The sequence below is a fragment of the Shewanella sp. 433 genome, assembly GCF_059338565.1.
This window is the reverse complement of the sequence record NZ_CM181703.1, coordinates 3,876,841-3,900,299: the sequence shown is the minus strand read 5'-3', so window position 1 is coordinate 3,900,299 and position 23,459 is coordinate 3,876,841. Positions and strand designations below refer to the sequence as shown.

At 46.5% G+C, this 23,459-nt stretch carries 26 protein-coding genes; 12 read left to right on the top strand and 14 right to left on the bottom strand.

Annotation, left to right across the window (positions count from 1 at the left end; all coding sequences use genetic code 11):
* Window positions 1–7: 7 nt before the first annotated feature.
* From mgtE to AC5YB1_RS17195, 12 genes are all read right to left on the bottom strand, one after another.
* Complete coding sequence (gene mgtE / locus AC5YB1_RS17250; RefSeq protein WP_494520156.1) at window positions 8–1,375, bottom strand: magnesium transporter; 1,368 nt, start codon at window positions 1,373–1,375, stop codon at window positions 8–10.
* A gap of 107 nt (window positions 1,376–1,482) precedes the next feature.
* Entirely contained in the window at window positions 1,483–1,758 is a 276-nt protein-coding gene (locus tag AC5YB1_RS17245) for an HPr family phosphocarrier protein (protein WP_494520155.1), read from the bottom strand.
* Window positions 1,745–2,599 carry an RNase adapter RapZ gene (rapZ, locus tag AC5YB1_RS17240; RefSeq protein WP_494520154.1) on the bottom strand — a complete coding sequence of 285 codons (855 nt, stop codon included), beginning with the start codon at window positions 2,597–2,599 and terminating at the stop codon, window positions 1,745–1,747. The genes AC5YB1_RS17245 and rapZ overlap by 14 nt, the downstream gene beginning before the upstream one ends.
* Entirely contained in the window at window positions 2,596–3,039 is a 444-nt protein-coding gene (gene ptsN / locus AC5YB1_RS17235; protein ID WP_494520153.1) for a PTS IIA-like nitrogen regulatory protein PtsN, read from the bottom strand. The genes rapZ and ptsN overlap by 4 nt, the downstream gene beginning before the upstream one ends.
* A gap of 2 nt (window positions 3,040–3,041) precedes the next feature.
* Window positions 3,042–3,329 (bottom strand): ribosome hibernation promoting factor, encoded by a 288-nt coding sequence (hpf, locus tag AC5YB1_RS17230; RefSeq protein WP_494520152.1) that lies wholly within the window; start codon window positions 3,327–3,329, stop codon window positions 3,042–3,044.
* Window positions 3,330–3,359: 30 nt separating this feature from the next.
* Window positions 3,360–4,844 (bottom strand): RNA polymerase factor sigma-54, encoded by a 1,485-nt coding sequence (locus AC5YB1_RS17225; protein WP_494520151.1) that lies wholly within the window; start codon window positions 4,842–4,844, stop codon window positions 3,360–3,362.
* Between the two features lie 131 nt (window positions 4,845–4,975).
* Window positions 4,976–5,707 carry an LPS export ABC transporter ATP-binding protein gene (lptB, locus tag AC5YB1_RS17220; protein ID WP_494520150.1) on the bottom strand — a complete coding sequence of 244 codons (732 nt, stop codon included), beginning with the start codon at window positions 5,705–5,707 and terminating at the stop codon, window positions 4,976–4,978.
* Window positions 5,704–6,243, bottom strand: coding sequence for a lipopolysaccharide transport periplasmic protein LptA (gene lptA, locus AC5YB1_RS17215; RefSeq protein WP_494520149.1), 540 nt, complete (start codon window positions 6,241–6,243; stop codon window positions 5,704–5,706). Before lptA ends, lptB begins: the two co-directional genes overlap by 4 nt.
* Entirely contained in the window at window positions 6,230–6,787 is a 558-nt protein-coding gene (gene lptC / locus AC5YB1_RS17210; protein WP_494520148.1) for an LPS export ABC transporter periplasmic protein LptC, read from the bottom strand. Before lptC ends, lptA begins: the two co-directional genes overlap by 14 nt.
* Complete coding sequence (gene kdsC / locus AC5YB1_RS17205; RefSeq protein WP_494520147.1) at window positions 6,784–7,335, bottom strand: 3-deoxy-manno-octulosonate-8-phosphatase KdsC; 552 nt, start codon at window positions 7,333–7,335, stop codon at window positions 6,784–6,786. The genes lptC and kdsC overlap by 4 nt, the downstream gene beginning before the upstream one ends.
* Before the next feature lies 1 nt (window position 7,336).
* Window positions 7,337–8,314: a KpsF/GutQ family sugar-phosphate isomerase gene (locus AC5YB1_RS17200; RefSeq protein ID WP_494520146.1), complete on the bottom strand. Its 978-nt coding sequence runs from the start codon at window positions 8,312–8,314 to the stop codon at window positions 7,337–7,339.
* A gap of 42 nt (window positions 8,315–8,356) precedes the next feature.
* Window positions 8,357–9,316, bottom strand: a complete 960-nt coding sequence (locus tag AC5YB1_RS17195; protein WP_494520145.1) for a calcium/sodium antiporter — start codon at window positions 9,314–9,316, stop codon at window positions 8,357–8,359.
* Window positions 9,317–9,481: 165 nt separating this feature from the next.
* On the opposite strand from AC5YB1_RS17195, the gene AC5YB1_RS17190 reads away from it, so the two are divergent.
* The 11 genes from AC5YB1_RS17190 (at window position 9,482) to AC5YB1_RS17140 (ending at window position 18,705) form a co-directional block, all read left to right on the top strand.
* On the top strand, window positions 9,482–10,309 hold the full coding sequence (locus tag AC5YB1_RS17190; RefSeq protein WP_494520144.1) for an ATP-binding cassette domain-containing protein: 828 nt from the start codon (window positions 9,482–9,484) through the stop codon (window positions 10,307–10,309).
* On the top strand, window positions 10,296–11,081 hold the full coding sequence (gene mlaE / locus AC5YB1_RS17185; RefSeq protein ID WP_494520143.1) for a lipid asymmetry maintenance ABC transporter permease subunit MlaE: 786 nt from the start codon (window positions 10,296–10,298) through the stop codon (window positions 11,079–11,081). The genes AC5YB1_RS17190 and mlaE overlap by 14 nt, the downstream gene beginning before the upstream one ends.
* 73 nt (window positions 11,082–11,154) lie before the next feature.
* On the top strand, window positions 11,155–11,628 hold the full coding sequence (gene mlaD, locus AC5YB1_RS17180; RefSeq protein ID WP_494520142.1) for an outer membrane lipid asymmetry maintenance protein MlaD: 474 nt from the start codon (window positions 11,155–11,157) through the stop codon (window positions 11,626–11,628).
* An 8-nt stretch (window positions 11,629–11,636) separates the two neighbouring features.
* Window positions 11,637–12,293, top strand: coding sequence for an MlaC/ttg2D family ABC transporter substrate-binding protein (locus tag AC5YB1_RS17175; protein WP_494521673.1), 657 nt, complete (start codon window positions 11,637–11,639; stop codon window positions 12,291–12,293).
* A complete protein-coding gene (locus AC5YB1_RS17170; RefSeq protein WP_494520141.1) occupies window positions 12,293–12,586 on the top strand; it encodes an STAS domain-containing protein in 294 nt (97 codons plus the stop codon). The genes AC5YB1_RS17175 and AC5YB1_RS17170 overlap by 1 nt, the downstream gene beginning before the upstream one ends.
* Window positions 12,587–12,599: 13 nt before the next feature.
* Window positions 12,600–12,857: a BolA family protein gene (locus tag AC5YB1_RS17165; protein WP_110455780.1), complete on the top strand. Its 258-nt coding sequence runs from the start codon at window positions 12,600–12,602 to the stop codon at window positions 12,855–12,857.
* 9 nt (window positions 12,858–12,866) lie between these two features.
* A complete protein-coding gene (gene murA, locus AC5YB1_RS17160) occupies window positions 12,867–14,126 on the top strand; it encodes a UDP-N-acetylglucosamine 1-carboxyvinyltransferase (protein ID WP_494520140.1) in 1,260 nt (419 codons plus the stop codon).
* A gap of 138 nt (window positions 14,127–14,264) precedes the next feature.
* Complete coding sequence (locus AC5YB1_RS17155; protein ID WP_494520139.1) at window positions 14,265–15,665, top strand: sensor histidine kinase; 1,401 nt, start codon at window positions 14,265–14,267, stop codon at window positions 15,663–15,665.
* Window positions 15,662–16,294, top strand: coding sequence for a winged helix-turn-helix domain-containing protein (locus AC5YB1_RS17150; protein WP_494520138.1), 633 nt, complete (start codon window positions 15,662–15,664; stop codon window positions 16,292–16,294). Before AC5YB1_RS17155 ends, AC5YB1_RS17150 begins: the two co-directional genes overlap by 4 nt.
* A 194-nt stretch (window positions 16,295–16,488) precedes the next feature.
* Window positions 16,489–18,165 carry an Ig-like domain-containing protein gene (locus AC5YB1_RS17145; RefSeq protein WP_494520137.1) on the top strand — a complete coding sequence of 559 codons (1,677 nt, stop codon included), beginning with the start codon at window positions 16,489–16,491 and terminating at the stop codon, window positions 18,163–18,165.
* A gap of 375 nt (window positions 18,166–18,540) precedes the next feature.
* The gene (locus AC5YB1_RS17140; RefSeq protein ID WP_494520136.1) at window positions 18,541–18,705 is read left to right on the top strand and encodes a hypothetical protein; all 165 of its coding nucleotides are present in this window, start codon (window positions 18,541–18,543) and stop codon (window positions 18,703–18,705) included.
* 191 nt (window positions 18,706–18,896) lie between these two features.
* On the opposite strand, the gene degS is transcribed toward AC5YB1_RS17140, so the two are convergent.
* Window positions 18,897–19,967: an outer membrane-stress sensor serine endopeptidase DegS gene (gene degS / locus AC5YB1_RS17135; protein WP_475515755.1), complete on the bottom strand. Its 1,071-nt coding sequence runs from the start codon at window positions 19,965–19,967 to the stop codon at window positions 18,897–18,899.
* 149 nt (window positions 19,968–20,116) lie between these two features.
* Window positions 20,117–21,469: a Do family serine endopeptidase DegQ gene (degQ, locus tag AC5YB1_RS17130; RefSeq protein ID WP_475515756.1), complete on the bottom strand. Its 1,353-nt coding sequence runs from the start codon at window positions 21,467–21,469 to the stop codon at window positions 20,117–20,119.
* Between the two features lie 562 nt (window positions 21,470–22,031).
* Here degQ and zapE point away from each other — a divergent pair.
* A complete protein-coding gene (zapE, locus tag AC5YB1_RS17125) occupies window positions 22,032–23,138 on the top strand; it encodes a cell division protein ZapE (RefSeq protein WP_494520135.1) in 1,107 nt (368 codons plus the stop codon).
* Window positions 23,139–23,459: the final 321 nt, after the last annotated feature.

Sequence of the window (23,459 nt, the reverse complement as noted above, 5' to 3'; positions counted from 1 at the left end):
TAACAAGCTAGTGCAGTAAGTAGAGGGTGGCCAAGCCTAAAAAAGCAAATAAGCCTATTACATCGGTGACAGTGGTCAGCACCATGCCACCCGCCAGCGCAGGGTCGACATTGAGCTTTTTAAGCAGTAGCGGGATAGTGGCGCCAGCAAATCCAGCCACCGTCATGTTGATTAACATGGCGCCGCCAATTAAAGCGCCTAGGGCGACATCGTCTTTCCATAGCCAAACGGCAGCAAACACCAAAATAGACCAGAGCAGGCCATTAAGAAAGCCGATCGCTAACTCCTTGCCAACTAACCAACGTGAGTTACTTTGACCTATCTGTCCTAGTGCGATACCGCGGATCACTAAAGCTAAGGTTTGGTTACCAGCCACTCCGCCCATGCTGGGCACTATGGTCATTAATACCGCAATGGTAGCAAATTGTTCTATGGTGCCTTCAAACATATTGCTCACCGACGCCGCTAACAGTGCGGCAAATAGATTAATCGTCAGCCAGAGTGAGCGCCGAAAGGTACTCTTAAGGACCGGGCCGAAGGTGTCGGTCTCATCATCCATTCCGGCCATCCCCATCATCGAATGCTCAGCATCTTCACGGATCACATCGACAACGTCATCTATGGTGATCCGCCCAAGCAGTTTATTGGTTTTTTCATCGACCACAGGTGCCGATACCCAGTCGTGGCGTTCAAATAGCTGCGCGACTTCACTGTCGTGCATACCCACAGGGATCCCTTCGAGCTCTTGGTTCATGATGTCGCGCACCGATGCATTCGGATCGCAGGTGAGCAGATCGGCGATCGCTACGCCACCAAGCAGGCTGTCGTGCTTGTCAACCACATATAGGGTATCGGTGGCTTCTGGTAATTCACCACGAATACGCAGGTAACGCAGGATCACGTCGACATTCACATCTGGCCTTAGGGTCACCGTATCTGTGTTCATTAAGCTGCCGGCGGTGTCTTCTGGGTATGACAGAGCCTGTTCGACTCGCGCCCTATCTTGGCTGCGCATCGATTGCAGTACTTGATTGAATACGCTGTCTGGCAGGCTACGCAGTATGTAGGCCAGGTCGTCGGTATCCATATTTTCGGCCGCTTTTGCTACGCGCTCAGGGCTCATCTGGCTAATAAATTGATCTTTGAGCTCTTCACTGAGTTCATCGAGTATCTCACCCGTATGGGCTTGATCGATAAGTTGCCATAATACTTGCCGCGCACGCGGTGGAGAGGACTCTAAAATAAAGGCGATATCCGAGGCCGCCATGTCGTGCAGCATACTACGCACATGGACAAACATACCGCTGCTCAGGGCTTGCGTCAGCTGCTGTAAACGTTGATCTGTAGTTTCATTATCTAACACTTCGATCGGCATGACTTCCCCTTGGAAAAATGGCGCGGCGACATAGGTTATTGGCTAAGTAACCTGAACTCGGGATAATTATAGAATGAGATGAGCCGTTTAGGCTCGAGGTGGGGCGATTATACGGCTTCTTCGAATTTTGCGTCAATCAGTGCGCTAATGGCATCGAGTGCCGCTTGGGCATCTTGGCCTTCACTGGTGATGGTAATAGTTTTACCAAAGCCGGTTTCTAGCATTAATAGCCCAAGCACACTGGCGGCTGAAGCTTGCTTGTCACCTTGAATTAAGGTGACTTGGGCATCAAACTGAGCGGCCAATACCGCCAGTTTGGTGGCGGCTCGCGCATGCAACCCCAGCTTGTTGCAGATGGTTAATTGGCGTTCAAGCTTGTTCATGCTGAAGTTCTCTGTGGCGCGCCTGTACCTTATGTTTCCCTTTATTGAACAGCTTGGCCAGTTGATCGGTCACATACACCGAGCGATGTTGGCCGCCGGTACAACCAATGGCGATCGTTAAGTAGCTACGGTTATTGCGCTCAAGGTGTGGCAGCCACGTTTCGAATAGATTTTCTATCTGCCAAATAAACTTATTTACTAGCGGCTGCTGACTTAAAAACTGCTGCACTGGTTGGTCGAGACCCGTCAGCGGGCGTAACTCCGTTTCCCAGTGGGGATTGGGCAGAAAACGCACGTCAAACATAAAGTCTGCTTCACTTGGCATACCGTATTTAAAGCCAAATGACTCAAAGTTAATCACTAACTCCTTGTCTACTGTGCCTAGTAAGATCTCGCGTACCTTATCGCTTAAATCATAGATGTTAAGGGTAGAGGTGTCGATGTAGTGATCGACCATCTTAGAGATAGGCTCGAGCATTTTGCCTTCAAGTTGAATGGCTTCTTTGAGAGAGGCTTTTGAGCGTGACAGTGGATGTAACCTGCGGGTTTCACTGTAGCGTTTAAGTAACACATCGTCAGATGAGTTTAAGAAGAAACTCAGTATTTCGGTATCTTTAGGGAGATTAGCTAGCTGCTTCTCCAGCTGAATGTCCTCGCTGGGCATGTTGCGCACATCGACGCTTATGGCTACGAGTTCATTTCGACCTTTGAGCTGACTGAGCAGTGAGTCCATCATCTGTAGTGGCAGATTATCGACACAGTAATAACCCAGATCTTCCAGTACCCTAAGGACTACCGATTTTCCTGAGCCTGATCGCCCAGATACCATTACCAATTTCATTGGGTGATCACCTGATACAATTCTGCCTCGTCGTGGGTTTTTCTTAGCTGTTTGATGATGGCTTTATCACTTAATTTCTCTGCCATCGCGGCGAGGGTGCTAAGGTGCTGTTCGCATTGCTCTGAAGGAACCAATAATGCAAAGAGGATATCGACGGGCTGATTATCAATTGCATCGAATGCGATTGGCTCAGCACATTTAATCAATACGGCGACTGGCTTCTCAATATTCGTCAGCCGTCCGTGAGGGATCGCGATACCATTGCCTATACCTGTGCTGCCCATTTTCTCTCTCGCCAAAAGGCTTTCAAAAATCTCTTGAGAGGAAAGGGTGGGGTACTGGACAGCGGCCAAGTCGCTGATAAGTTCCAGTACCTTTTTCTTACTGCCCGGAGTGGCGCAGGTTGTGCACTCCGGCCGCAGGATGGTACTAAGTTCCATCGTTAATGCTTTATTAGCTTCTCTTTGTGTTTAATGACCTGACGATCTAATTTATCGATCAGGGAATCTATCGCGGCATACATGTCCGCGTGCTCTGATGTTGCAAATACTTCCCCACCACGGAGATGTAACTTTGCTTCAACTTTTTGCATCAATTTTTCGACATTTAATATCACATGGACATTATTGATCTGATCGAAATGCCGTTCAAGCTTTGTAAACTTTTCTTCAACATAGTTGCGCAGAGATTGGGTGATCTCGATGTGGTGCCCAGTCAGATTTATTTGCATAAAGTGATTCCTCCGGTTTCCAGTTGTTGATTATAAGCTTTTACGTTGATTTGACGGCGGTATCAACATCGCCTCACGATATTTTGCAATCGTGCGTCGAGCGACTTGGATACCTTGCTCTGCCAGCAGTTGTGCCATCTTACTGTCACTTAAGGGTTTCTTTTGATTTTCTGCGGCGACTAGCTTCTTAATAAAAGCGCGGATCGCAGTAGAAGAGCATTCACCACCATCGTCGGTCCCGACATGGCTGGAGAAAAAGTATTTCAGCTCAAAAATCCCTCTTGGCGTGTGCATATACTTTTGGGTAGTGACCCGCGAGATGGTCGATTCATGCATCTCGACCGCTTCGGCAATATCATTAAGCACCATAGGTTTCATCGCTTCTTCACCAAACTCGAAAAAACCTTGCTGGAAATCGACAATGCAGTTGGTGACCTTAAGCAAGGTATCGTTGCGGCTCTCTAAACTTTTTAGAAACCATTTAGCTTCTTGCAAGTGACCACGAATAAACTGGCCATCGGCTTGGTTTTTGGTGCTGCGTGCCATCGAGGCATAATGTTGGTTTACATTAATCTTAGGCATACTATCGGGATTAAGCTCGACCACCCAGCGACCTTTTTTCTTGCTAACTGTGACATCGGGGATCACGTATTCGTCGCGACTGGCAGTAATGGCCAGCCCCGGGCGCGGATTGAGGGTTTGAATTAGCGCTATGGCCTCACGCAGGTCATCCTCTTTCAGCTTGGTCTTACGCATCAATAGGCGAAAGTCTCGTCCGGCGATAAGATCTAAGTAATCACGGATCAAGAGTCTGGCGTTGTCGATATGCGGGGTGTCGGGGTTGTATTGGGCCAGTTGGATCATCAGGCATTCGCTGAGGTCTCTGGCACCAATCCCGATAGGATCGAAATGTTGTACCCGTTTTAATACCGCTTCAATTTCGTCGAGTTCGATTTCAGGATCGCCCATGGCTTCGAGAATATCGTCGCACGTTTGCGTCAAGTAGCCGCGCTCGTCTATGGCGTCAATGATGGCGGTGGCGATAGCAAGATCGTTGTCAGAAAAGGGCGTGAGGTTTTTTTGCCATTCGAGGTGTTCATACAAGCCTTCGCTGGTTTCCCCTTGAAAGGGCATGTCATCGTCGCGCATGGCACCAGAGCTGGAGTTGGGTGAGGCGGTATAGACCTCATCCCATGTGGTGTCGACGGGAAGCTCATCGGGCATAGAGTCTTGATTGAGTGCATCGGAGGTTTCTAAGCTTGAATTGTCTTCACTCGAGTCGACTTGCAGTTGCTCATTGTAATCGGTGTCGAAGTTGTCATTACGCTCTTGTTCTGAGTCGATATTGGCGCCTTCTTGCTCCTCGTCTAACTCGAGTAGAGGGTTAGACTCTAATGCTTGCTGGATCTCTTGCTGCAATTCCAATGACGAGAGTTGCAACAGACGAATGGCCTGTTGCAACTGGGGCGTCATGGTTAAATGCTGACCCATTTTGAGCTGAAGTGACGCTTTCATCGTACTGCTATTCCCTTGTTTCTAATTCTAAAGTGAGAAAGCTGCCTCTGGTATTAAACCGCTAAGGCGAATGATCTACTTAACAAGGTAAGAGCGGTTTAGCCTTTTACCTTGAGCGCTAATAACGTTAACTATAGCTTGAATTGTTCTCCTAAGTACACCGCTCGAACTTGTTGGTTATCTAAGATCTCATCGGGTGTTCCTTCGGCAATCAAATTACCGTGACTGACAATGTAGGCTTTTTCACACACATCCAATGTTTCACGTACGTTGTGGTCGGTGATCAGTACGCCAAGGCCACGATTTTTCAGTTGCTCAATAATCTTTTTGATGTCGATAACCGAAATGGGATCGACCCCGGCGAAGGGTTCATCAAGCAAAATAAACTTAGGATTGGCGGCTAATGCTCGGGCGATTTCGACGCGACGACGTTCGCCACCGGACAGTGCCATCCCCTGACTATCGCGGATGTGAGTAATATGAAACTCTTCTAGCAGGTGCTCCAACTCCTCTTCGCGCGCATCGTTACTGAGCTCGCGTCGGGTTTGTAATACCGCCATAATATTATCGCGTACCGATAATTTCCGAAAAATACTGGCTTCTTGCGGTAGATAGCCAATCCCTTTGCGGGCGCGCAAATGCATAGGATCTAAAGTGAGATCGTCATCGTCAATAAAAATACGTCCCTTGTCACTCTGGACTAGACCGACCACCATGTAAAAGGTGGTGGTTTTACCTGCGCCATTAGGCCCTAGCAAGCCGACGATTTGCCCTGTGCGTACGGTTAAGCTGACATCTTGTACCACGGCGCGGCTTTTGTAGCTTTTGGCTAAGTTAACCGCTTTTAGCGTCATCTCTGTCATTGCTTTTCCTGCTTGGGCTGTTCTTGGGGCTGACTTTTGCTGTTGTCTTGGTAACTTTCGGGTTGAATGATGGTGATAACGCGATCGCTACCCGTACTTTCGGCTATCAACTGTTGCTGCTCAATGTTGTAGCGAATTTGATTACCTGTGACTTGGCTACCTTCTTGTTCGAGGGTGGCATTACCAATTAGGGTTAGAGTGCGGGTCGACAGTTCATAGCGGATCTCATTGGCGCTGGCTGACGCTGGACGACCATTTTCCATCACCTGTGTATAAGTGGCTGGCTTACCCTTTGCCACTAAGATTTTGCCGCTACTATTTTCTTTGGTAAAGGCGCGTAATTCATCGGCTAAAATTTTAATGGAGCCTTGAGTCACCTCTACTGGGCCATTGAAGATAATCTGATTATTTTTAATATCAGCTTCTTGGCTTGCGGCTGAAATCTTAACCTCTTGCAGCAGGTCGGTTTCATTCGCCGCACTCTGCAGGCTAACCATGGTTAACAGGCCTGCAAGAATAAGATTATTTAGTTTCATATGTTCCTTCTACCTGGCTCGTCAGTCGTACTTTTTGTGCATTGAGGTCGGCATATAAGCCTTTTCCGGTAATCAAAAAATCGTTACCGGTGATCCGAATGGTTTGATCGGATGTCATGATCATGGTGTTGAGGTCCAATTCCATGTAGTTGGTTTCTATGGTTTGGATGGGCTCTTCAGGGCTAATGGCATCAATAATGACATTATTTTCCAAGATGACTTTGCCACTGTCTTTGTCTAATGTACCCCGAGCCGAGCGCAACCGCCACTGAGCATCGCCGTTATCGGGATAGACCAGATAAGTAGGCTGGGTAAAATAGGTCATATTACGCTCGGCATAGTGTTCCATATGGCTAGCCGAGACGCGGCTATTAAGTTTGCCTTGTTCGTCGTATTGCACGCTATTAATGTTGTTAATCACATAATCTGGACGATCGGACGCGTCGAGCAACAGCGCTTGTGATCCTTGCTTAGTCTGCACCTGCCAATAGAGCACTAAAGCGGTACCAAAAAACGCGATAATCGCCAGGGTGACTCTATTCATATGCTCATACCGTGAGCCGATTCAAACTTATCTTGGCTTAGCAAAATAAGGTCGGTTAATTCACGTAGCGCACCATGGCCGCCATTAATATGGGTGACCATATCGGCATGCTGCTTAACATAAGGGTGACCATCGGCGACGCACACCGACAAGCCGACTTGTTGCATTACGGGTAGGTCGACCATGTCATCGCCAATATAGGCCACCTGTTGTGGGCTGACTTGATAGCGTGCCAGAAGCTCTTGGTAGGGGATGAGCTTGTTGTCGACCCCTTGATAAATATGGCTAATGCCAAGGGCCGTCATACGGTCTTCGACAATTTTCGATTTACGTCCGGTGATAATCGCCACGGCAATATCGCTAGTCAGTAGCGAGCGAACGCCATAGCCATCACGAGTATGGAACGTTTTTAGCTCGTCGCCAGAGTTACTCATATAAACCAGCCCGTCAGAAAACACGCCGTCTACGTCACAAATCAGTAGTTTAATCTGTTTAGCTTTTTGCCAGACTGAGTCAGCGATAGGGCCGTAAAAACCTTGATGTGGCATCTTATATCACTCCTGCTTTAACCATATCGAGCATATTGAGTGCGCCAATGGGTTGCTGTTGAAGGTTAGTCACAATTAAGCCATTAATCTGCTTTTCTTCCATTATGTTAAGCGCTTCAGCGGCTAAAATGCCGTCGCTGACGGTCACGCAGCCTTGGGTCATAACGTGGCTGATGGAGGTGTTTCTAAGGTCGACTTCGGCATCGATCACGCGGCGCAGATCGCCATCGGTAAAGATGCCAACCAATACGCCATTGTCATCGATCACGGCGGTCATGCCGAGGCCTTTTTTAGAGATCTCATACAATGCGTCGGTAATGCAGATGTGTTGGGGTACTATGGGGAGTTCATCGCCTTTGTGCATCACATCGCTGACCCTTAGTAGCAATTTACGGCCTAAGCTGCCACCGGGGTGCGATAGCGCAAAATCATCTTTAGTAAAGCCTCTAGCCTGCAATAGAGCCACGGCAAGGGCATCGCCCATCACTAGGGTTGCAGTGGTACTGGAGGTCGGCGCGAGCCCAAGTGGGCAGGCTTCTTCTGGTACGTCGATACACAGATGCACCATCGAATGCTTTGCCATATTGGAGTCGGGCTTTCCCGTTACTGCAATCACTGGCAGCCCCATACGTTTGATCACCGGCATCAAGGTTAAAATTTCACTGGCTTCACCCGAGTTGGAGATAGCAAGTACAATATCATTTTCACTCAGTACGCCAAGATCACCGTGGCTGGCTTCGCCAGGATGTACAAAGAAGGCGGGGGTGCCAGTGCTGGCTAAGGTGGCAGAAATCTTGTTGCCAATATGGCCCGATTTACCCATGCCCATCACGATCACCTTACCAGTACAACTCAGAATTAACTGGCATGCCTTGGCAAATTCGCTTGAATCGACATATTGATAAAGATTATCGAGGGCATTGCGCTCGATATCGATAACATTACGCCCCCATTGACGTAGTTGATCTGCATCTACCATCTTGTTCTCTCTTTAAAAAATCAGTTCGGGCTAGACCTGCAATTAGGATTGAAAAACCAGCACCTGATAAACAACAAAGCTCATCAATAACACTCCGCCGTGCCAAGGTTTGAGCTGACGCGACTTACCCGTTAGTAGGATTAGTATGGCTAAGGCACTGCTGGTCGCCAACACCATGTAAAAGTCTCGCGTGCTGGCGGCGGCATCGACAGCACCAGGTGCAATCAGTGCAGGCAGTGCTAATACCGCTAAAATATTAAATAGATTGGAGCCGACGATGTTGCCTATGGCTAAATCATCTTCTTTTTTCAGTACTCCGGCAACACAGGCGGCTAATTCTGGCAGACTGGTACCAACGGCTATAATGGTGAGACCAATCACCAGATCCGATAAGTGGTACGCTTTAGCGATACCCACGGCGCCATCGACCATCCAGTCGGCCGATAAGGGGAGTAAAATAATACCGACGACTAACCAGAGTATGGCTTTGATTGTTGGGACATCTTTGGGGATTTCGCTATCGGATTCATCGGCTAATAGATCGGCTTCTTTATTGCTGACGGCGTGCCAAATCAGGTAGCCCATTAAGGCTAAAAACAGCAGCATTAGGCCCACGCCCTCAATGCGGGTCAGTTGGCCGTCATGTAGGAAATACCCAGCAATCACAGTGGCGGCCAGCATCATCGGAATTTCACGCTTTAAAGTTTGCGAGCTAACGGAGATGGCACCCAGTAGTGCGGTGAGCCCGAGAATTAAACTGATGTTGGCAACGTTTGAGCCTAGTACATTACCAATGGCGGTATCGGTCATACCTTCCATTGATGCCGTCGCGGCGACAAACATTTCCGGCGCCGAGCTGCCCATGGCAACAATCGTTAAACCAATTAACATGGGTGGTAGGCCCAAATTGCGGGCAAATGCGCCTGCACCATAAACGAATTTGTCGGCACTCCATACTAGAGTGGCTAATCCAGCAAGCAGTAAAAAAATATTAAAAAGCATTAAAGTTCATTTTTGTTTGAGTGTCTGCCGCGCATTTTCGCTGGATTTGGACAAAATTGAAAGTATTGCGGCAAGATAGTGTCGATTCAGTTGTGCACAATAGGTCAATTACGTACAATTTGCCTCTTTTTGTGCCGATTTATCACGGAACATATAGGTCTTACAATGATCAATGAACGAACAGATGATGACGCCACGCCGCTAGTCGAGATTGAACATCTGGCTTTTAGTCGCGGTTCTCATGTGATTTATGAAGATGTTAGCCTGTCGATCCCTAAAGGGAAAGTCACGGCCATTATGGGCCCCAGTGGGATAGGTAAAACCACCCTGCTTAAGTTAATCGGTGGTCAATTACAGCCCAATCGCGGCAATATTAAAATCGATGGTATCGATGTACATCAGTGCAACCGCAGTGAGCTGTTTGAGCTGCGTAAACGTATGAGTATGTTATTTCAAAGTGGCGCACTGTTTACCGACATGAATGTGTTCGACAATGTTGCCTTTGCTTTGCGTGAACATTCAGGCTTACCTGAAGCCATCATTAAGCGTATCGTGCTGATGAAGTTAGAGGCCGTAGGCCTGCGCGGTGCTGCGAAGATGATGCCTAGTGAGTTATCTGGTGGTATGCAGCGACGTGCTGCACTAGCCAGAGCCATCGCCTTAGAACCTGAGCTGATTTTATACGATGAGCCATTTGCGGGCCAAGACCCAATTTCTATGGGGGTGTTGGTTAAGCTTATCAGAGAGTTAAGCGATGCACTTAACTTAACCTCTGTCGTAGTGTCTCACGATGTACAAGAGGTATTGGGCATTGCCGATTATGTCTATGTGTTGGCAGACAAGCGCATTATCGCTCACGGTACGCCTGAAGAGTTAAGGCTGGCCGACAACCCAAAGTTGAAGCAGTTTATTGGTGGGGAGCCTGATGGCCCAGTGCCATTTCATTTTCCTGCTGTAAATTACCAAGAGGAGATGTTAGGTGAGCTTAACTGATCACATTGCTGGTATCGGTCGTAGTGCGATAGCCAGTGTGACTGGACTTGGCAGTGCAGGGCTGATGCTTTGGGGCGCCATTGCCCGAGTACCTAAGCCGCGTAAAGGGATCCCGCTGCTCATCAAGCAACTGTATGTTATCGGTGTGCAATCTATGGTGATCATCTTGGTCTCTGGCTTGTTTATCGGTATGGTGCTGGCGCTGCAGGGCTATAATATCTTGGTAGGGTTTGGCACTGAAGATAGCTTAGGGCCTATGGTGGCGCTGAGTTTGCTCAGAGAGCTCGGCCCTGTGGTAACCGCATTGTTGTTTGCTGGGCGAGCTGGCTCAGCGTTGACGGCTGAGATTGGCTTAATGAAGAGCACAGAGCAGCTATCGAGCCTAGAGATGATGGCTATCGATCCGCTGCGGCAGATCATTGCTCCTCGTTTTTGGGCCGGGGTGATCAGCCTACCATTATTGGCGTTAATGTTTACCGCCGTGGGTATTTACGGTGGACATATTGTCGGTGTCGAGTGGAAAGGGATCGATGGCGGCAGCTTTTGGTCGATTTTGCAGGCATCGGTAGAGTGGCGCCAAGATATCGTTAATTGCTTAATTAAAAGCCTGGTGTTTGCGGTTGTAGTGACTTGGATAGCCTTATATCGAGGTTATAATGTGATCCCAAATCCAGAGGGGATCAGCCGAGCGACCACCCAGACTGTTGTGCAATCGAGTTTGGCAGTATTGGCGTTAGATTTTCTATTAACTGCCATGATGTTTGGTAATTAATGAATGTTTGTTTACGGATGAACTAATTGTACCGCGCAGTGTGGTATCTAAAGAATTGAGTGGTAATCAGAGTATGTTGACTCGAAAAATTGAATTATTAGTGGGCGTGTTTATTCTGTCTGGTTTGATGGCGTTTTTAGTGTTGGTGTTTAATGTCGCTAACGTCGAGGTTAAGCCGGGTCAAAGCCATTACACCCTGTATGCTAAATTCACCAACATTGGTGGCCTTAAAGTGCGCTCACCAGTTAAAGTCGGTGGGGTTGTAGTAGGGCGAGTGACTCAAATCAGCTTAGATCCAACAGAGCTGGTTGCCGTAGTTGAATTGGCGATGGATAAGCAGTATGAGCAGTTTCCAGAAACCAGTAGTCTGTCGATTTTAACGTCAGGTTTATTAGGTGAGCAGTTTTTAGGGCTTACACCTGGGTTTGTCATGGACGATATTGGCATGCTGCAAGAGGGTGACTATATCGACGATACCCATTCCGCGTTAGTGCTCGAAGATCTGATCGGCCAGTTTTTATATAGTGTTAAATCGAAAGACAATTAATAGGGATCATTATGAAACAGTTATGCAAAGTCATCTTTGCCTGCATGGCGTATTTAGTTAGCTCTGTCAGCTATGCTGCCGACCCAGAGGTGAATATTCAAAATCCTTATGCCATGGTTGAATCGGTAGCCAATAAGACTTTTGCCCGCTTTCATCAGGATATTGACATAATTAAGACCAATCCTGACCACCTTAAGGTGATAGTCTCTGATGAGTTGATGCCTTATGTCGATTACAAATATGCCGCATACAAGGTAATGGGCTCCTATTTACGCCAGAGTACACCCGATCAGCGCGATCGTTTTGCCGAGGCTTTTAAGACCTATTTAATTGCCACCTATGCTCAAGCATTTACCGAGTACACCAACCAGAAAGTGGAATTTGCCCCAGCAAAAAGTTTTGCTGACGAAAAAATGGTTGATGTTAACGTACAGATTATCGAACAAGGCCGTCCACCTATTAAGCTGCAGTTTAGAGTGCGCCGCCTTAAAGATGATAGCTGGAAAGCGTTTGATTTGGTGGCTGAAGGGGTGAGCTTACTCTCTTCAAAGAGTGCTGAAATTTCTAATTTGATCCGCCAAAATGGTATCGATTCGGTGATTGAAGAGTTACTGACACACACCAATAACCAAATTAGCTTAGGCAAATTGGAGACTAAGCTGTAATGCTGACGTTTAACTGCGAAGGCAGTACTTGCTCGGTTTGCGGCGAGTTGTCCAAGCAAGCAGTGATTGCACTCTGGCCTGAAGTTGAGCAGTTACTCACTTCAGATGTGTCACGGCTCGATTTATCAGGCATCACCAGCGCCGATACGGCAGGGGTGGCATTACTGCTGCAATTGATGGCACAACAGCGTCAAGACGGTGGCTCATTGATTTTGAGCCAGGCACCGCTGCAATTACAAAAATTGATTGATTTATATGATTTACAAGACTTCTTCGTCGAAGAAGCCAATTAAAGGTTACCCGTTCATGGAATGTAAAGCGATTGAGCAGCTTCTGACTGAAGCGCTATCTCTAGAAGAAGTACACGTGACTCAAGATGGCACCCATTATAAAATTGTTGCCGTGGGTGAGTGTTTCGATGGCGCTAGCCGAGTGAAACAGCAGCAGATGATTTATGCCCCTTTGATGGAGCAAGTGACTAGCGGTGCATTGCACGCCATCACGATAAATGCATTTACTCCAACGCAATGGAAGCGTGAAAAAATCTTCAACATGCCAGCGTAGAGAGTCATTGTGGATAAACTAAAAATTCAGGCCAGTGGTGCATTGGCCGGTGAAGTTGTTATTTCTGGTGCAAAAAACGCCGCGCTGCCTATTTTGATGGCGGGTGTGTTAGCCCACACAGATTTTGTCGTCAGCAATGTGCCTAACCTCAGAGACGTTAATACCAGCTGCGAACTATTACGTTGCTTAGGAGCTGATGTTAAGCGGGCCGACAGTGGCGAAATCACCATCTCTACCACCCACCTTAATGAGTTTTGCGCGCCCTATGAATTGGTGAAAACCATGCGGGCGTCTATTCTGATTTTAGGCCCATTATTGGCCCGTTATGGTACCGCCGATGTGTCATTGCCTGGCGGTTGCGCTATTGGCGCACGTCCAGTTAACTTGCATCTGCATGGTTTAGAACAGATGGGCGCTAAAATTGAGGTGAAAGAAGGCTACATCAAGGCGCGTGTCGATGGCCGCTTAAAAGGCGCACATATCTTTATGGATATGATCAGCGTTGGTGCCACCGAAAACTTAATCATGGCTGCAGCGCTTGCCGATGGCGAAACTGTGATTGAGAATGCGGCGCGTGAGCCGGAGGTTATTGATTTAGCTAATTGTTTAATTGCTATGGGCGCTAAGATCAGCGGTGCGGGTACTGATACTATTCGTATTCAAGGCGTTGAAAAATTAAATGGTTGTCACTATCGGGTTATGCCTGATCGTATCGAAACCGGCAGTTTCTTGGTTGCGGCTGCTGTCACGCGCGGTAAAATCCGCTGCACTGCTGCCGATCCTTCAACATTAGAATCTGTGCTTGCCAAACTCGAAGATGCCGGAGCGCAGATCACCACCGGTGATGATTGGATTGAGCTCGATATGCAAGGTAAACGTCCAAAGGCGGTCAATATCAAGACCATGCCTTACCCTGGCTTTCCTACCGACATGCAAGCGCAGTTTTGCGTGCTTAACGCCTTAGCCGATGGTACCGCGACCATTACCGAAACGATTTTTGAAAATCGCTTCATGCATGTTCCTGAGCTTATCCGTATGGGGGCGACGATGGAGCTAGAAGGTAATACTTGTATTATTCAAGGTATTGAAAAGCTTAATGGTGCTCAAGTGATGGCAACCGATCTACGCGCCTCTGCAAGCTTGGTGATTGCCGGTTTAGTTGCCGATGGCATCACTACAGTTGACCGTATCTATCATTTAGATAGAGGCTATGAGCATATCGAAGATAAGTTTAAAGGCCTCGGTGGCGAAGTGGTGAGAGTGAGTTAACCCACTTGTCTAGCGACTCGTTTATATAAGTTAAAAAGCCACCGATAGCTCGGTGGCTTTTTTATATATCCTATTCTATGTTCATAAATTGCTTATGAGCTCACTTTTGCCTTGGTTGATAGCTGTTATTGTGAGCAGATGTCGACTTTTATCATTTTTAACATCTATCTCTTTTACGGCTTGGTATTCTTTTCCATCGGCTGCGTGGTGTTATTTAGAAACTTTAAGTATAGCCAGTTATCTATTTCGCCCACCCTATGGGCACTGGCGTTATTTGGTTTTTCTCATGCTTTTCATGAATGGTCTGAACTGTATGTGATTCTGTTTGAAGCGGATATTCAGCCTCAATATCAAGTATTAGTCGAGTGGCTGCGATTGCTTAAATTGGCACTATCATTTGCCAGTTTAATGATTTTTGCCTGGTTGTTGTTTGGTATCGTGCCTAACGCTTTTGCCAAAGTTGGGCGGGGGCTGATCATCGCTATCTTAGCGGTCTATTTTATGGTCGTGGCATATTTTTCTAGTGTCTTCAGCCTGTCTGAGTATCTGTTTCGGGAGGCTGCCCACTTCACGCGATTGTTACTAGGGTTTGGCAGTGCGTTTCTAGCTGGCTGTGGCATCGCGATTTATGGTTATAGCTTAATGAAAGCCAAGCATAAATACGGGCACTATTTTATTGCCACAGGGTTAGGTTTATGGATTTACGGCATCATGGCTGGATTGGTGGCAACCGAGCTGCACGTTGGGGTTCCGGTGTTGCGAACATTAGCGGGAGGCCTGATTTTGTTTACCCTGTTTAAGGCTTTAAAGGTATTTGATATTGAAAGAGAGATGCAGACTGAAGCAAAACTAAAGCGTGCGATAGAGGCTGACAAATTTAAAGCCATTGGCCGGCTGGCTACGGGGGTCGCCCATGAGATCAATAATCCATTGGCATCATCTTCATTAGCCCTTGAGTTGTTAGAGCGAAAATACCCCATAACCGATAGTGCGCAGCAGGAGTATGTTAATCGAGTCAGAATGGGTATTAGTCGCGCTGCCGACATAAGTAAAGAGTTACTTGCCTATGCTCGGCCTCGTTCGGAGTCATTTTCGTCCGTTAACCTCGCTAGGGTTGCGCAAGCGGCGATAAGGTTGTTGTCACATAAACGGCGGGATTTTCAAATTACCGTTGAATGTGAGCAAGATATCCAAATGAGTGGACAGAAGATTAAGCTGGAAGAGTTATTGATAAACTTGCTGTCAAATGCGATGGATGCGAGTGAGCCGAGAGGGATGATCCTACTGACGATTAAAAAGCTTCAGGATGGTATCTGTTTATCGGTACAAGATTTTGGTCACGGTATGGATACAGAAGTCGTGAATCGGGCTACCGAACTATTTTTTTCAACCAAAGCAATAGGTCAGGGTACAGGACTGGGGTTGGCCATCTGTGATGCCATTGTTCGTGCTCACCATGGTGAGATGACAATACAGAGTGCGCTAGGGGAAGGTACACTAATCGATATTCATTTTCGCACTGATGAGGAAACATCATGAGTCATATTTTAATTGCAGAAGATGATGCCGATCTGCGTATCAATATGGTGGAGATATTAGAGCTTGAAGGCCATCAGGTGACTGCGGTTGATTGCGCTGAGGCAGCCATAGCGGCTTGTGAGCGCGATATTTTCGATATTGCCTTAATGGATCTATTGATGCCAGGCATGACAGGGGTCGAGGCGATATCTAACTTACGTCAATTGAATCCATTTTTAGCGATAGTCGTCATTACTGCTTATGCGACCGTAGATACAGCTGTTGATGCGATGAAGAAAGGGGCCGATAGTGTGATGACCAAGCCTTTTAATGCTGGCGAGCTGTTGATGACCATCAAACGCAGTATTGCAGAAAAGCAGCTGTTAAAATCCGCATCTGATATCGATCCCGATAGTGTTTATGCTGCGCTTGCTAACCCTTTACGGCGGCAAACCCTTAAACAACTCGGCACGCATAAACAGTTAAAATTTATGGATCTTTACCGTTTAGTTGATGCTTCTGACCATACTAAGTTTAATTTTCATTTACGCCAATTAAAAAAAGCGGGGTTGGTGCAACAAAATGAGAGCAAGATCTACATCCTGACAACAACTGGCCAGTTTGTACTGCAAAATCACAACCTGTCATAGATTTTAAGTAATTGATTTTATTTGCTTTTAATTGGATATGATAATTAAAGTTAACAGACTCAGCGTTGTTGTGAAATCGCCTCATCTATCCCTTAAGTGGTAAAGCGCAAATACTGTGAGTATGTCCAAAGAGACATATCAATCGCCCTCCCTGCAAGTTGGTGATTGTCATAAGCCACGAGAGGATGAACAAAATGAGTAATCAAATTCCATGTAAAAAGCTACTGCTCGCTAGTATGGTTTCTATGCTAGTGGCGTGTGGTAGCGATAATGACGACACTATTATTCCACCAATCGAAGAGAATAATCCGCCGGTAGCCGTTGCTGATACGGCTAAAGTGACCGTGTCTGAAATGGTTATCATTGACGTGTTAGTCAATGATACCGATGTCGATGGTGACACCTTAACGCTTGTATCTGTTGATTCAACGAATGCCGTGATAAAAGAGGGGAAAGTTAATTTTACCGCAGGAGCATCGGCTGGCGAAGTGAAGTTTGCTTATACGATTACAGATGGTACCGATGAAGCGATTGGTGAAGTCACTGTGACTGTCGAGGCTGCTGTTACACCAGAGCCTGAAGTCTTGTCCTATGTGGGCTCTGCGGCTTGTGCAGGGTGTCATAGTGATCAGCATGCATCGTTTTCTAAGACTGGCCACAACTTCAAAATCCAAAAAATCAGTGCTGGTGAACAGCCAAGCTTCCCGTATACACCTGAGACAACCATTACTGGTGCCATCGACTTATTGGTTGATGCTACGCCAAATAATGATTTAGGTGCCCCAACTAGCTATGCCGATGTGAGTTATGTTGTTGGTGGCTACCATTGGAAGATGCGTTGGTTAGATAAAGATGGCTATATAGTTACGGGTAAGGATGTGCAATACAACATTCGTAACGGTAAAGGCGAACTCAATATTCCTGATAATCATCCTGCCGATGCGAACGTGATGGGAGACTATAAAGCGACCGAGTTTAACTACAAGTACAGCTGTGGTAATTGTCATACTACAGGTTGGAAGCGCACCACAGATGTGGCGGGGGGCGATGATCGTAATCCTGATCGTCAAGATAATTTGGCGGGCATGAATGGCACGTTTGCTGAGCAAGGGATCCAGTGTGAATCTTGCCATGGTGCAGGTAGCTTCCACGTTAAGGCCCCATCTACAGACAATATTACCAAGATAGCGATTGCGCGTACTACGGAAGATTTCCTTGCCGATGATATGGGTTATGGTAAAGCGGTAACCTGTGCCGAGTGTCATACCCGAGATGGCGAGAAAGATTATCCATCATTTGTGAGCAAGTACAATGAAGCATTTCCTAACGGTGCGAAAGTGGGTGGTCGTATTGTCGCTAAAGGTGGCCTTGCGCAGCATCACCAAACCGCTGATGAGCTGTTAGGAGTTGTTCCTGAAGATCACGGCACTTATAAAGCGGGTGATGAAATTGGTCCTAAGAGCAGTATGACGTGTACTACTTGTCACGATTCGCATAAGTCGACCAAAAACCAAGATAGTAGCGATGGTCTACACATGAATGCGGTGAAAGCGTGTACTGACTGTCACACTATGGCGTTCACTGATGGCGGTGGTTCAATTGGGCATGGTGTGATGGCTGAGTGTACCGATTGTCATATGCCCAAGCTGGCTAAGAGTGCGGTAACGACAGCGCCTAAGATGGGGACCTCTGATGTAGTATTTGGTGATATCAAGTCTCACCTCTTTACCCTAGATCTTTCACCAGATGCTAAGCAGTTTACCGATGATGGTAAGTTCCAAATGCCTTGGGGCACAGCTAAGTTTACTTGTGGTAACTGTCACGGAGACTACACGGATAAAGCCGCAGTATTGCCTAAGATTCATCAGTAATATAAGGGTTAGAGTGTAAAACTCACTTTAAGTGCTTAGAAAAGACCATCTCCTAAATTATTTGAGATGGTCTTTTAGTTTTAGCAATATTGATAATATCGTAAACAGTGGATTTATCAGGATTCGCTATAGGCTCGCGTAATGCGGACAAGACAAAGATATGCGTTCGAGTTTTTAGCGGTTTTAGTAACTTAACCCATTGATTGTAAACATCTATTTTCACAAGGTCAGGTGTGGTCACACATCAATTATGTGGTAATAGGAACAGATGAATAAAGAACTTGTTTTCATTATGCTATCGTTAGCAATGGCTCGAAAATAAGACATTTGTGGCCTAATGGTAAGAAGGCAGATTCATTATGCTAAGGAGAGTATATGGAGCACGGCAAAAGGATAGTGATATTAATTGTGTTACTGCTAACGGCATTGGGCTGCTATGTTATTGGCTTGCATCTAGGTGCATTGCTCTTTTTGGTGGCTGGCGTGCTGCTCGAATGTGCTTTTTGGTTGCACCTATTTAATCGCGAACAAAAGAAGTAGTGCTGTCACTTTTAGCGCGATGCCAGTCCCAGTAAACTGGGCCCGCTGTTTAACCAAAATCTAGCTTATGTAAGACGTTAGAGTTACTTTGTTCATAAGCATAATTAAGGCCAGCAATTGCTGACTTTAATTGTTCATTAAGGGTGATAAAACCATGGTGGGCTAGGTTTTACGTAACCGAACACAGTTTCCTAAATGCTTTCACCTATTGTCACGGGCACATCAAAGTATTGACCATTACGTATGATGGTCATGGTGACTTTAGTACCTGGTGGGGTTTCTGCAATTCTGTCCATCAGCATCTCAACGCCAGGCACCACTTCATCGTTAAACTTGGTGATCACATCACTGGGTCTGAGCTTGGCAAAGGCTGCAGGGCCTTGGCGATCAATATCGGTTATCAATACCCCTGTGAGATCGGGCAGATTAAGAATTTGTGCCATCACAGGGTTAATAGGCTCGCCTGTAATACCTAATGCGCCACGGATCACCCGACCATCTTTTATCAGTTTACCCATAATGCTGTGGGCTAATTTAATGGGGATCGCGAAGTTAATCCCATGTCCACCACCTTCACCACCCACCTGAAATGCGGCCGTATTAATGCCAATCAGTTGACCGCTGGTGTCGATAAGTGCCCCGCCAGAGTTCCCTGCATTGATGGCAGCATCTGTTTGTAAAAAATCGAGGTAACGCGAGCTGAGGCCATTGCGCCCAGTAGCACTGATGATCCCTTGTGTAATGGTTTGGCCTAAGTTGTACGGATTACCTATGGCTAACACCACATCACCCACTTGTGCCGGGATCTCAAGGTTAATTGGGACGATTGGCAGGCTGTCACCTTCGATTTTTAAGACTGCCAAATCGGTTACAGGATCAGATCCCACCACTTCAGAGGTAAACTTGCGACCATCTTGCAAAGCGACCACGATTTCATCGGCTTTTTTAATCACATGGTAGTTGGTCAGTATGTAGCCCGCTTTACTCATGATAACCCCAGAGCCCAGCCCTTGCAGTGCTCCAGAGTTTAATGGTTGATTTTGGTCTATGCTCAGGCTGTAGATGTTCACTACCGCGGGGGCAGCCCGACGAACCGCATGTGAAAATGACAACTCAATTCCTTGCTTACCGCGGGACTGAAACAAGTTATTACTCGAGTGTTGCCCTGTCAGTAGTGGGGTAAGGGTCAAAAAGACGCCAGCCATGATCAGCCCAAAAAATACAGCTTTGCCAACATATATCGCAGTGTCTTTAAGAGTCATTATTGAATGAATTAGGAAAAAAGTTGAGTAAGATTAACATGTTTATTTATAGTGCACTATTAGCTATGTCAGGTTATTGCAGCAACATAAGCCGAGTAAAAAAACAAGGAGGCGATAATGGGATTATCGCCTCCTTGTTGGGAGAGCATTTAACGTAGGACGAGATAGAGACTATTGCCGTCACGCAATATTTTCAGTGCCACCACACCCGTGGAATCTTTGAGCTCAGCTTTAAGGGCTTTAAGATTATCTATTCGGGTACGGTTTATACCTACAATAATATCGCCTTTGAGCAAACCACTGGCTGCAGCTGGAGAGCCTTGAGCTATTTCGGTGATCTCAACACCTCTCTTAACATTTTCAAGTGTTGCACCGGCTAGCATTGGGTGTACGGCTCCCGCTGCGGTTTCGCTGGCTTGATTTGCCTCACCCAAGGTGGCGGTTACGGTTTCTTTATCGCCATCACGGATCAGTCCTAATTTTACCGTTGCACCCGCCCCCATGGTGGCCACTTTGGCGCGTAATTCTTGGAACGACTTAATGGGCTTATCGTTAACGCTAATGATAATATCACCAGCTTTGATACCCGCTTTATCGGCGGCGCTATCAGGCATCACCTCGTTAACAAAACCACCATGTTGGGTTTCTAAGCCAAAACCTTCGGCTAGGGCTTTATCGAGATCGCGTCCACTGACACCAAGTACACCGCGACGCACTTCGCCATGTTCAATGATCTGCTCAACGAGGTTATTGACCATGTTGGCTGGGATCGCAAAGCCAATACCTACGTTACCGCCGCCTGGGGCCACAATCGCAGTATTGATACCGATAAGTTCGCCATTAAGGTTGACTAGGGCTCCTCCCGAATTCCCGCTGTTAATGGCCGCATCGGTTTGAATGAAGTTTTCTAGCATCTCAATCCCCAGCCCTGAGCGGCCCATAGCACTGACAATACCTGAAGTGACAGTTTGCCCCAGACCAAAGGGGTTACCAATGGCCACTGCAAAGTCACCCACCCTTAGTTCATCAGAGTCGGCACGCTTTAATGCCACTAGATTTTTGGCTTTAATTTGTAATAGAGCAATATCGGATTCAGCATCTGCACCGATTAATTTAGCTTCTATTTCACGGCCGTCATGCAAACCGATTAAGATCTCATCTGCGCCATCGATCACGTGGTTATTGGTGACAATATAACCTTTGTCGGCATCGATAATCACCCCTGAACCTAAGCCTTTAAAGGGGCGTTCTTGTACCTGTTCGCGTGGGGCATTTGGCCCAAAGAAATAACGGAACGCGTCGGGCAGTCGTTGCTTAGATACGTGGGTTCCTGATACTGCTACGGCGACCACCGCAGGGGTAGTTTTTTCTAACATAGGGGCTAAGCTTGGGAGTTCTTGACCACCCACCGCTAATGGAATCGCTGCCTGAGAGACGGCAGGCATCACCATGAGGCTAGCACCTAGTAACGCTGCTGATAGTAGTGATAATTTTGTTTTCATTTATGTCATGACTCCAATAGTTGGGATAATGGACTTATGATAATCATAGATATAAGGTTGATTTACCTCATATCAAGTCATTAATCTTAAATCTGTTATTCACTCCGACCGTACTCGTTTACGCAAAGTTCAGCTTGATTAACAAAGGTTAATTTTTTTGTCATTTATTCAGTGCCTTGTTAATGGTTGTATTGCGCTTATGGCGAGCATTTCGTGGCGCTGTTTTGCCGTCTTTTGTCTGAGTGGTATGACTTAGGTACGCTTACTTAAAAGTGCTGAATCCATGCCGTTGAGTCATCCCTCAATGTTTTTATGATATGTACAAGTGCCACTTGTTAAGCGTATAGCCGTTCTAGTGTAGTTGTTATTTTCGACTATCGTACAGCGTATGCGACTTAAGTCTAAATGAACGTATTTTAATGGTTTAATTCACCTAATCAGTGAGTTAGGTTGGTGTGATGGTTGATGTTAGTTAGATGGAATTAAGTAGATATTTATGAGATTTAGCATTGCTCGTGCTAACATCGCCTCGTTGATTTAAGGATAGAAGAGAATATTTCACGTGTCACATCTCACTCCCTGGGAACATTACCAGCAAGATTTACAGCGAACAGATTTCTCCCATGATCCCGCGCAAGAACAAGCGGTTAAGTCGCTGCAACGTGTCTATGATGAACTTATCGTAAGCCAGCAGCCCCCTAAAGGATTGGCAAAATTATTTGGCTTTATGGGTAAATCGACTTCCCAAGTGAAAGGCTTATACCTTTGGGGCGGCGTGGGACGTGGTAAAACCTATTTGATGGACACCTTTTATGATGCCTTGCCGGGTGATAAAAAGTTGCGTGCCCATTTTCATCGTTTCATGCACCAAATTCATTTGGATTTAGATGGGCTAAAAGGTCAGCGAGATCCCTTATTGGTGATTGCTAAGCGGATGGCCGAACGTTATCAGGTGATCTGTTTTGATGAGTTTTTTGTCTCGGATATTACCGATGCTATGCTGCTCGGCACGCTATTTGAAGCCCTCTTCGCTGAAGGGGTGGTATTAGTTGCTACCTCTAATATTATTCCCGATGAGTTGTACCGAAATGGACTGCAGCGTGCCCGTTTCTTACCGGCGATAGCCTTGATTAATAAACATTGTGAAATTTTAAATGTTGATAGTGGCATCGATTACCGTTTGCGCACTTTAGAGCAAGCCGAAATATACCACTATCCTCTTGATCCACAGGCCGATAAAAATTTGCTGAGTTATTTTGCTCAGTTAGCGCCAGAGTCAGAAATATCTTACGCGCCAATTGATATCGATGGCCGCGAAATCACCATACGTCAGCAAGCGCAAGGTGTGCTGCTCATCAACTTTCGAGACCTGTGTGATGGTCCCCGTAGCCAGCGCGATTATATGGAGTTGGCGTGCCTTTATCATACGGTATTGCTCAGCGGAGTCGAGCAGATGGGGAGCAATACGACAGGCGATGATATTGCTCGGCGCTTCCTCGCCATGGTTGATGAGTTTTATGAGCGCAACGTTAAATTGATTATCTCGGCTGAAGTTGAGCTGGAGCAGATCTATACTGAGGGGTTACTCTCATTTGAATTTAGGCGCTGCCGCTCACGCCTTATTGAAATGCAATCCCATGATTATTTAGCATTGGAACACCTCCCTTAAAGATATCGGTTTATAAACGTTGATTATCCCAATGAGTTACGCGCCATGATTGGCGCGTTAACTGCTGAAGTAATCAAAATCACGATTAATTTATTCTGTTACCCAAGTACGATTAGCGTAACGCGGGGTAAATCATTTAAATTAGCTAAAAAATTAGATGATTTTTAACTCAGCTTTGTCTATAATTCGCGACCTGCCCTCGTTACTCCATCTATACGGTGGAAGTTGTAAAGCCTTATTCTTTGCTCGAAGGGGCGGGGAATGGCACTTTTTGTGTTGTTATTTAATAATGAATGACGGCATGTGAGACAGAATTTTAAC